Raw genomic sequence first — 8,627 nt, 5'->3', positions numbered from 1 at the left:
TGCCAATATTCTCAGGGAAAATCATCCAGGCATCGGCATGAGGCCGCTGTGCCCAGCAATTGTAGTCGCTTAAATGTTCTTTGTACTGCTGCCCCAGCTGATCCCCGTCAATGTGGTAAAACTTCTCCAGGCTATTGCTGCCGATGGGGTAATTGTCCAAATACTTCTTTTAAAAAAGACGCGAAACCTTTTGTGTAACGCGTGCCTTTTGCTGCTGTATCCCAGCTGTTGCTAACTATTTTGCCTGTGCGCTCTTCTTTCCATTTACGTCTTCGAACGTGCAGAAAAACGGCTCTTTCCCGTATCGGAAAGTCCTGAATAATGACCGGAGCATGAAAACCTTTGGACACCAGTTTTATCTTCGCATGAGAAGACGGCGGATTGTTTAGCTCATCCAAATCTACCTGAATTTGCTCCTCGCTAATACTAACATTGGTTATCTCAAAATACTGGAATAAATCTTTAGGAAGAAAAGCTTCCACCAATGCTTTATGTTGATCTTGCTGTGACTTCATTATCGATAAAAAAAAATGAAAGCAAAGATGATAATAATTTTTACTCCACCGGAAATTTAAACTGATCCAACCTGGACGAGGAACAAAGTAAATGGGAAAACGTTCCCGGACTTTTAAGTCTGGCTGCAGAAAGCGGAACCGAACTGGGAGCGAGCAACAATGTTCAGGCTGCATTGAACGGAGCAGCGTTTTTGGCCGATGGACAGGCAGTTCAACAAATGGCGGTACATGAAGGGCTAAAAGCATTTGGTGCACCCGACGGGGTTGTATCTCTGGTGGATAAAGTGTATGAAATGCCCAGCACAGCTGATATGGTGAAAAAAGGAATGAACCAACTTTTGCCTTCAGTAAAAGGGAAAGCGAAAATCTGGATTACTGAAAATCGACTGGTTGAGCGCCCGTCTCTAGAGTTCCCTCAAAAGATGTTTTGGATACAATCGGCCATGAATGTCGGACAGAATTCTGGTGGATGTTGGGACGTTCCCGGACATCCATCAGAAGGAAAAAATGGATTAGACATTAAGTGCTGGGATATGGATGAAGGAGCTGATCGTCTCTTTAAAATTGTGCCGGCAGCGGGCCATCCGGGCTACTTTAAAATTGAATCGGCCTTGCCCGGTGGACAAAAGATGGTTCTCGACAACCAAGCAGGCGAAACCCGGATGCAAAACCATGGGAACAACCTGCACTTGTGGAGCGATGTAAACACAACTTCACAACTTTTCCGTTTCGAACATATCGGTAACGGCCGTTTCAAAATATATAACTACGATGGTTTCATAGCATGTTTGGCAGGACGTTCAAATAAGAACGGCAGCAACATTCATATTTGGGACGATCATCAAGGAAGTTTTTCTGAATGGTGTTTAATAGACCCCGTGACTAAGCAGACCTTTATTCCAGACAAAAGCACTGGTAAGGATATCGTTTGGGAAAACAGAAAGGTATTTAATGAGACAGGAGGTGTAATCACCACTGAAATTCCTGTAGCCCGCCCCAATGATCCCGTTAGAGCGGATATGAAACCGCTGAACATCCGGTTAAAAATTACCAAGGAAGTTGCTGAAAGTAAAGCAAAACTGATGGTTGAAGCGAATTACCTGATTACTGATTATGCCGATGTTGTTCGATATCGGAAAGAAGAGTTACCAGCCGTAATGACAAATGATTTTTGGACAGGCTATCAGGTAAACTACGATTACGCCATCATGTTTAAAGATCAGTTGGAAGAAAACTTCAATGTCATTTCTACAGCTGATTTTTACAACCCGGGCAGACCGACTTCGGAAATGATCAGAAATGGCGACATGGATCAAAAAGAGCGTTTACATCGTTATAAAACCTTAGTTGAACTATCACAAAAATAGTTCCTGCCTCAGAATATAAACATGAAAGGCGCAGACTGGTTAACGGTTTGCGCCTTTCTTTTTTTAGTTTTGATTACTTGATTCACAATTCTCATGAGAACCGGAGCCACCAGCTACAAAACAAAAAATCCCGTTATAAACGGGATTTAAAGATTTTAAATGTATGGTGTTTGCAAGCTTAAGCAAAGCAGTAGTCTGCAAGTTTGATCCCGGAAATAACTACTAAATCGTTTTGGGCAGAAGATCGCAGTCCAAAGATGATTCCGCACCCCGGACAAGCATTGTTCGTTGAAATTGGAGTGGTGTGATTCCTACTTCGTCTTTAAAAGCCTTGTAAAAGGTTGACTGAGATGCAAAGCCCGCTTCAAAGCCGATTTCTTTCATCAGTAGCGATTCGGAAGATTTTTCTTTAATCATTCGCTTGCAGTATTCAATACGGTAGCGGTTTATCAGACAATTGAAATTGCAGCCGAACTCTTTGTTTATAAGCTGCGAGACATAAGTGTTATTGGTGCCAAGTTTACTTGCCAATATTTCCAGCGAAAGATCTTGCTGACGATAGATTTTTTCCTGTTCCAACAGTTGAATCAAACTGTTTAGCAGATGATTATCCCGATTATTATTTTGAGGGGTGATTGTTTTTTCTTTAATCAATTGGTTAATGAACTCTTGTTTTTGTTGAGATTGCAGATGTTGTCTGTAAATGATTTGAACAGCCGAATCACGAATCCTTTTATTTAAAACAAGCAAAACTCCAACTGCGACAATCAAAACCAATAGCAAAGTAACGCCAATACTAATGCGCTGGGCGGTTTTAACTTCCTGCTGCTCGAAAGCTATTTGCTGGTCTTTCTCCCGGGTTTCATACTTTACCATTAGCTCATTTTGAATCTTTTCGGATTCCTGGTTATCGGCTTCGTTCCTCAGGTTCAGGTATTCAGTAATATACTGAATCGCCAGAGGGTAGTTTTCTTCGACTTTGTAAAGTTCATAAATTTCTTTGTACAGCAGCGATTTCCAATGAGCAGACTCCATCGAGTCGGCCAGAGGCCGCGCTTGTTCAAAGGTCTCCCTGGCTAGGCTTCGTTGTCCGGAATTTGCGTATGCTTTCCCCAAAAACAAGTAGCTGCGCATGAGAGAAAATCCCGAAACGTGTGCTTTTTGTTTATGCTCCAGAGCTTCCTTAAAATATCGAATGGCAGTTTGGTCGTCTCCCCTTCGACTGCTGAAGTTGGCCATATTCGTCAATGCCACTCCAATGGCTTCCGCATTATCAGTTTTTATCGCCTCTTCAAGTGAAAGGTTGAAAAAGTATTCCGCACTTGTCCAATCGTTCATTTCAGTGTAGGCAATAGCAAGACCTTCGTAGGCCGCCCTAATCTCGCTGGGAGCCTCGGATAGTCTGGCTAGATTAAGTTCTTTTTCGTGCCATTTGATGGCTTCATCGTATCGTTTTTGTTTTCGATATAAAACAGCCAAACTCTTATAAACGCGCAACAATTGAAAGGTATTCCGGTTTTGCAAACAAATCTCTTTGCTTTTCAGCAGATGCTCAAATGCTTGAGCGTAGCTTTTCTGATACCGATAGCTTGTTGCCATCAGATAGTGATAATAATCCCGGTTGTTCGTAATACTGTTTGCAGCTAAAATACTGTCGGCCTTCTCGAGGAAAGGGATGGCCTGACTGTACTTTTGATCATTCATATGGTAAATTCCACGTGCACCTATACAATCGGCCTGATATTGCGGATTGGGAATTTTTTTAACCAGCATTTCTGCCTTTGACAGATAAATTTCGAAACGCTCGTGGAGCGTAAGATCAGCAGCATCGCGGGCTGCATTAATTAAGAGGTCGTATTTGAGTTCGGAGTCGCTGTTTAATACCGAAAGTGCACGATCAAAACAAACCAGCGCACTGTCTAGCTCTCGCTTTTTGTGGTAGTTTAAAGCTTTTATGTGTTCAAGCTTGGCTATCGATTCCGGCTTGTCGGTTCGCTCAAGATACGCTTCCACTAGTTTACAGTAGTGATCCTGCTTTTCATTTAAAGTCTTAGCATTATTTTTTGCTTCCTGGTATAGCTGGTCAATGCTAGTATCGATAGTCGAATCGGAATGATTAACACAACCGAAGATTAAAAGCAAAAGTAGAAAAGTGAAAACTGCTTTCATCATAGAATATTTGGATGTGCTGCATGGTCCGGATTGGAGTTTATTTAGCACATGGGCATTGGTTTTATTACGGGGTTAAATATACATAAGTTGTTTTTAACTGATGACACTTACTGAGTCTAAATTCACAATTCCGGGAATATAAAAAATCATTCCGGATACTTTAAAATCGTTAAGTTCGATTGCCGGACGAAGGTGGTATGTATACATTTACCAAGCCTATAAGGTTTACACCCCGACGCCTGAAAGTACTTTTCATGCTATTGTTAAGGGATTGCCATGAAGTCGGGAAGTATAGAGCATTTGTTATTATTTAAAACTGGTTTTTTAACAATGTAAATCCTATTTCGCTTTGACTCGTCCTTGCCAAAACGAATGTTAAATTCATTTGGGGAATTCATTCGTACTGTTTTTTGTGCGATCAGGGAGGTCGAGTTTCGAGCTAGAATGGTAGGTTCAGTGTGGAGAATTTGATAAGAGAAAAATCACTAACAACAATCACTAAATCTTAATAATGAAATATCAGCACCTTAAATGGAAGGCAATCGTAGTGTCGATCATCTATTGCTGGTTCATGAGACAGATAGATTTTTTTAGTTAAATCAACCATAATTAACAACCCAAAAAGAAAAGTAATGATTAAGAAATCAATTATTGCATTGTTTCTTCTAGTTTGTTTGGGAGCCTCAGCCCAACGATTGAAAGGACCGGAAACAGTCAGTTATTTCCAGGCTCCAGGCAATGGTATCGAGTTTACCAATGCCGATGTGTTTCTATCAAACGATAATGTGTTGGCAGAAGCCAAAAAGGAAGAAACCCAGTCGAAAATCTCTGGTTTCGGCTCCAAATTAGGCGGCTTGGGCGACGCGCTTGCCGGGGCAACCAATTCAGCTATCGATGTAACAGCCAGCCTCAATAAAATGCTGGATGCTTACAAGGATGACAAAGGGCGTTTCGGTGTTTGGAACTTTGTTCCCGACTATGTTTTATTGCCGCAGGAAGTAGAAAAGCGGGTCAATGTGGAAATCTTTGTTTACAATGAAGAAAACCCATCTCCAGGTGCATCGATGCCCACCTCGCCCGATAAAAACGGCTATTACGACATTCCCTACTATGTGAACTGCCGCTACAAAGTAGTTGATCAACGCGGAAACGTGATCCTGGAAGAGAACCTGGGAGTATTGGAGGGAACAGCGAAAACCAAGAAATACAAACCGGCGGCTCCGGCCACTTCCCTGAAAGGAAGTATCGGTGCAGGTTTCGCCGCAACAAAAAAAGATGCTGGAGAACAGGCACAGGCTTTAGCTTCCGGTGATCTGGAAGATGAAGTGCCAATTCACTACCAAATTGGTACCAATGCAGCCTACAACGCGGTTCGTACAGCGGTTTATGCTCGCTACGGTTTTGGACAATTCTTTGCGCCCATTAAACTGGCGGTGATCAAAGCATCAAAAGACTCGAAAAAGATGATTGAACCTACACTGGCGGCTTTCGAAGGTAAAAAAGGGTTGGTACTGACCACAGAGGAGAAAGAAGTCGTAAAAGCATTTGCCGATGAAATGGAAAAAGTGTTGCCATCGGTAGATGAAAAAGAGAGATGGGCTGCGCTGCATAACCTTTCGGTTTGTTATGCATGGCTTGAAGATGCCGCAAAAGCAGCCGATTATTACAAGCAATATACCGGGCAAATTCAGACTACTCTTGGTAAAATGGAATACTGGAATAAGTTTCTGAAAGCCGGAATGAAAGAACGGATGGAAATCCAAAAGGAAATGAAGGCCAAATTTGGTTCTTCTACGTTGGGAACTGCCGAGCTGAAACAGTACCAGGAGTACAACAATATCAAATGCTTCGTCAACTATTATCCGAATGGAGCCAATCGCTACCCGGCCATGTTAACGGCCATCAACCGCGACCTGAAACGTTTTGTTGATTTCTACGCTGTTAATGACTTGTTGTGCCAAATGTTTGAGTTTGACTACCCCTACCAATTCTTCCCGCTGAACGATTTTGCCGGATCGCCCAAAGATATGAAGGCAACTGTTGTGAAAGAAGGAATGGCTCCTATTGAGTATCGCGTCAAGTTTAATTCAAAACGCCAGATCAAAGAATTGGCGGCCGACCAGGAGGCTGTTGCCGACGACGGAACGAAAGTGAAAATGGAAACCCGAGACATCATGCCCCAGTATGATGAGAGCAACAAATACACCGGCATTTCAACCGACGCAGGTATCTGGGCCCAGATCATGTCTGAAGCTCGTTTCACCGGCATTAATTCAATCAACGATCCTTTATCCGAACAAACCTTCGGGCTAGCCAATAATATCACCAAGAATGCCGGTTTCTTTGGCAATAAAGGTTCCGACGAAAAGGTGCAATTGAAAGTTGACCTCGACGGTAACCTGTACTTTACCGGAAAAGCCGCCTACTACCGTACCAATTCCTTCTTTAAAGAAATGTTGAGTTCAGTGGGAGTAGAACCTAAGCGGGTTGATACGCACAGTAATTTCCTTGTAAAAGCAAATATCAATGAGCAAGGCGTTATGACTTCTTGGGACTGGCAAGGCGATGTAACCACCTCTTTTGGAGCGGCATTGTCAGGACGTGTTCAACGTCTGAGCGCAAAACCAATGGTACGCAGTATCAATTTTGCAGCAATGGATGACAAAGGCAACCCATCAAAGGTTGACTTCAAGTTCAATATGGATGGAAAAATTGAGCTGGAAGAAAAAACAAAGAACACCATGTCTTTTGTTGATAAGTATGTCCTTGCTTTGAATGGTCCAAAACCAACCATTTCAACCGATACGTTCAAATTCAATGTTGGTGCAGCCTGGGATTGTCAGTTTGAATACGACGATCAGGGTAACTGGGTGAAGATGAAAGTCGGCCCTTACACCGCAGAACGTACCTTTAAATATTAAGCCTTTCGGCCTATGGAGAGTGGAGCACATGGTTCTTCACTCTCTTTTTTTAATAACCATTCCTTAAATTTTATACAATGAAACGATTTGTTGTATTGATTGGCCTGCTGGTTTATGCCTTGGCTGGTTCTGCACAAATGAAAACAATTGTGACCACCCTGGCCGACGAAGCACTGAATAATCTGAAACCGTTTGTCCTGGTCGATCCGGCAACCGGTTACGTGATGGCCAAAGAACCAGTTCAGTATGATGTCGATGCCCCCATGCCAACGTGCTATTTTACCACATTGCCGACCAACGAAATTGGCTTAACGGTGGTTAGGGCAAGCCGTATTCTGGCTTTAAACACCCAAGTTGGGGGTGATGCGTTTGCCCTCAACATCAACCGCGATGAGAACGAAATATTTTTTTCGCCCCGCAAGTACCTGGCAACCTTTAAGGCCTGCTACATGTGGGAACCTTATGTGATCGAGAATCTGGTAGTGTTTCGGCACGTGGACGAACGCAACGTTTTTCTGGCTATTGATGACAGCGGTAAATATCAAAAGGCCGACGAGGCACATGCTACCCACTGGCAACTGATTTGGGCCGGAGGCAATAACTGATGTTCTCACTTCAAAAAGTATCAGACATGAAACGACTATTTTTTTTTGTACTGCTATGCCTCCCGGCAATTTTTGCGCTGGGGCAAAGCATTGAAATAACTAGCTACACGCTGAATCAGGAAAAATACCAAACCACCCCCTTTAACCGTAATTCCTATTTTTTTAAAGGGATTAGCAAGATCGGCGACACGCCCAACCCGGTGCTTGAACAGTTTATAGATAAGTACTGGAAACAACCTGCCGATCCCGAAATATCATGGCTCAGCAGGAATTGGAGCAGCCCGGTAACGAACGAAAGCGATGCCGAAATGGTGGTTGAAGGAACCTACGTCTATGAATCCGGCACTGATGTGTACGAAACCATTTACCGCGAAAGTGTTACTGCCGGCACACCTAACCTCCCCTATTTTGTTAGCGAGAAGAAAAACTTTGCCGACTTGATGGTTATACTTAACTATACATACAAAGACGGATCACCTGCAGTTGTAGATACGATCCATTTATTGAAGGAAAGTGTGTTGAAACCCGGCAAAGATTACTATAAGGTTGAGCAACTGGAGAAACAGCTTGACGACGAAATCCGCTGGACAATGGGGGGATATCGATACTTTCTCGATCGCAAAAAAGCTTTGGTGAACCTGCCCGATGTTAAAATTAAGGACAAGGTGTTGCGTGAAGAGTATAAGACCTACGCCAACCTGATGAAAGAAGGCAAATATGCCGACGCCGGCCGGATAGCGCAAAAGCTGTATGAGGCCGAAAAAACCCCTGAGCTATCGGTGGCTGTAGGCTTGTGTTACGAGCTGCTCGGGAATTTTCCGAAAGCACAGGAATATTACGATGCCAAGCCCGATTTTCACATCAAGATGCGTATGAGAAAAAACATGGAGCTGCTGGATGCCGCCCGGGCCATGGGCTATGAGCCTGTATTTGCCGATTTCTAAATACTTCTATCGATGCATTTGCATGATATAGAATAAACAAATATAGAGGCAGGCTATTTTTCACATGGCCTGCCTCTTATCGTGTAAAATTCGGTATTGGTGT

6 protein-coding genes are annotated in these 8,627 nt (G+C 43.1%); 4 read left to right on the top strand and 2 right to left on the bottom strand.

Annotated elements, in window-relative coordinates; all coding sequences use genetic code 11:
- Positions 1-131 precede the first annotated feature (131 nt).
- Positions 132-515, bottom strand: coding sequence for a hypothetical protein (locus ABZD21_RS03635; RefSeq protein ID WP_372772967.1), 384 nt, complete (start codon positions 513-515; stop codon positions 132-134).
- Between the two features lie 173 nt (positions 516-688).
- Between ABZD21_RS03635 and ABZD21_RS03630 the strand changes: the two genes are divergently transcribed.
- The gene (locus tag ABZD21_RS03630) at positions 689-1,882 is read left to right on the top strand and encodes an RICIN domain-containing protein (RefSeq protein ID WP_372772966.1); all 1,194 of its coding nucleotides are present in this window, start codon (positions 689-691) and stop codon (positions 1,880-1,882) included.
- 222 nt (positions 1,883-2,104) lie between these two features.
- Here ABZD21_RS03630 and ABZD21_RS03625 read toward each other — a convergent pair whose 3' ends face one another.
- On the bottom strand, positions 2,105-4,054 hold the full coding sequence (locus ABZD21_RS03625) for a tetratricopeptide repeat protein (RefSeq protein ID WP_372772965.1): 1,950 nt from the start codon (positions 4,052-4,054) through the stop codon (positions 2,105-2,107).
- 632 nt (positions 4,055-4,686) lie between these two features.
- Here ABZD21_RS03625 and ABZD21_RS03620 point away from each other — a divergent pair.
- The 3 genes from ABZD21_RS03620 (at position 4,687) to ABZD21_RS03610 (ending at position 8,524) form a co-directional block, all read left to right on the top strand.
- Entirely contained in the window at positions 4,687-6,975 is a 2,289-nt protein-coding gene (locus ABZD21_RS03620; RefSeq protein ID WP_372772964.1) for a hypothetical protein, read from the top strand.
- Positions 6,976-7,052: 77 nt separating this feature from the next.
- Positions 7,053-7,580, top strand: a complete 528-nt coding sequence (locus ABZD21_RS03615) for a hypothetical protein (RefSeq protein WP_372772963.1) — start codon at positions 7,053-7,055, stop codon at positions 7,578-7,580.
- Positions 7,581-7,606: 26 nt separating this feature from the next.
- A complete protein-coding gene (locus ABZD21_RS03610) occupies positions 7,607-8,524 on the top strand; it encodes a hypothetical protein (protein WP_372772962.1) in 918 nt (305 codons plus the stop codon).
- Positions 8,525-8,627: the final 103 nt, after the last annotated feature.

It is taken from the genome of Mangrovibacterium sp. (assembly GCF_041596335.1).
Taxonomy (GTDB): Bacteria; Bacteroidota; Bacteroidia; order Bacteroidales; family Prolixibacteraceae; genus Mangrovibacterium.
The sequence above is the reverse complement of the archived record's forward strand: the minus strand, read 5'-3'. Positions and strand labels throughout refer to the sequence as shown.

What these genes read in the sequence shown, in the direction of transcription:
- ABZD21_RS03615 (WP_372772963.1), top strand. Translation starts at nt 7,053, where the DNA reads ATGAAACGATTTGTTGTATTGATTGGCCTGCTGGTTTATGCCTTGGCT.
- ABZD21_RS03625 (WP_372772965.1), bottom strand. Translation starts at nt 4,054, where the DNA reads ATGATGAAAGCAGTTTTCACTTTTCTACTTTTGCTTTTAATCTTCGGT.
- ABZD21_RS03635 (WP_372772967.1), bottom strand. Translation starts at nt 515, where the DNA reads ATGAAGTCACAGCAAGATCAACATAAAGCATTGGTGGAAGCTTTTCTT.
- ABZD21_RS03620 (WP_372772964.1), top strand. Translation starts at nt 4,687, where the DNA reads ATGATTAAGAAATCAATTATTGCATTGTTTCTTCTAGTTTGTTTGGGA.
- ABZD21_RS03610 (WP_372772962.1), top strand. Translation starts at nt 7,607, where the DNA reads ATGAAACGACTATTTTTTTTTGTACTGCTATGCCTCCCGGCAATTTTT.